Source organism: Pseudomonas meliae (genome assembly GCF_001400515.1).
Lineage (GTDB): Bacteria > Pseudomonadota > Gammaproteobacteria > Pseudomonadales > Pseudomonadaceae > Aquipseudomonas > Aquipseudomonas amygdali.
The window spans coordinates 54,978-56,383 of record NZ_LJQT01000468.1 but is presented as its reverse complement, the minus strand read 5'-3'; the positions used below and the strand labels follow the sequence as shown (position 1 = coordinate 56,383).

The following is a 1,406-nucleotide window of genomic DNA, read 5'->3' as shown; positions in this document are numbered from 1 at the left end:
TCTGACATCCAGCGATGTCAGGCGCTGTCTGGGTTACTGAGCCTGCAACACCTCGTCGGCCTTGCCGCCCGCATCCTGAATCACCAAGTGGATGAAATGCAGCTTAGCGATTACCGCAGGAGGCAGCACGAACGGATAGAAGTCCGGCTGACCCATACTGCGTGACAGCTCGTTGAGCATGCTGGCCAGTTCGATCCAGGCGTTGACGAACGACAGGAACGCCGGGCCGCCTGGGTGCTGTGGATCGTAGAGCACTTCCAGCGGGAATGGCTGGTAGTCCAGCTCCATGTCGCGCGCGCTCATGCCAAAACCCAAGGCAGTGTCGACCGCGTCCATCATGTGCAGGTAGTGAGCCCAGGTTTCGGCCCAGTCTTCCCACGGGTGCATGGTGGCGTAAGCACTGACAAAGCTTTCCTGCCAGTTGTCGGGCGCGCCGTTTTTATAATGGTGATCAAGCGCATCGGCGTAGCTGGCGCGCTCGTCGCCGAACAGATTGCGGCAACCGTCCTGCCAGTGGGTATTGGCGATCAGTCGATCCCAGTAATAATGGCCAACTTCATGGCGGAAATGGCCGAGCAAGGTGCGGTAGGGTTCGTGCATCTGCACGCGCATCGCTTCGCGGTGAGCGTCGTCGGCTTCCTCGATGTTAAGGGTAATCAGGCCATTGGCGTGGCCAGTAGTCGGCAGCTTGCCTTCCAGATCGACACCGACAAAGTCAAAGGCCAGGCCGGCTTCTTCATCGACGCTCTTGGGGATGACCTGCAGCCCCAGGGAAATCAGCTGCGCAACCAGACGACGCTTGGCGGTCTCGACCTTGCGCCAGCGCTCACCGTTTTCGGCGATGGACAGGTCGGGAATGGTGCGATTGAGGCTGCACGCAACGCAAAACTCACCGGCATTGTGCTCCGGAAACAGCCAGTTACAGGCTGCCGGGGTATCGAGGTTGGCGCAACGCCGATACAGACCAGCACCCGGCTCGTCGCTCAGGCACCAGGTAGGCTCAGGGCCTGCTTCAAGCGTAGCCACGCGCCCCTGCTCTGGCAGGTAACCCAGCGCAGCCGAACAGGCCAGGCATTGGGAATTGGGGAAAAACACCGACTGGCCGCATGTGCACTGCCAGACCTTGCTGTTACGTTTGGATTCGCCGACAAATGGGGCGGTAATGCGTGAACTCAATTGCTCGAAAAAGCGATACATGGCGATCTCCCGTTGGCCTTGCATGGACTAGATCATGCCTAAGCTTCAGGGGTTCAAAATATTATCGAACGGTGGGGACGGATAGCGTCGACGGCGTTTGCGTGGGCGAAAACGGTGCGTCGCACGGTAGCTAAGATTATCGTTCCGCACGCTCCAGCGAGGGAATGCCGTGCGTGACGCTCTGCGTCACAGATCTACGCCGCACCATC

At 59.4% G+C, this 1,406-nt stretch carries 1 protein-coding gene; it reads right to left on the bottom strand.

The features are described from left to right. Nucleotides 1–33 precede the first annotated feature (33 nt). Nucleotides 34–1,197, bottom strand: a complete 1,164-nt coding sequence (locus ALO64_RS21815) for a zinc-binding metallopeptidase family protein (protein ID WP_044343568.1) — start codon at nt 1,195–1,197, stop codon at nt 34–36. Nucleotides 1,198–1,406: the final 209 nt, after the last annotated feature.

Coding starts and splice junctions, on each gene's coding strand:
- ALO64_RS21815 (WP_044343568.1), bottom strand. CDS start 1,197: ATGTATCGCTTTTTCGAGCAATTGAGTTCACGCATTACCGCCCCATTT.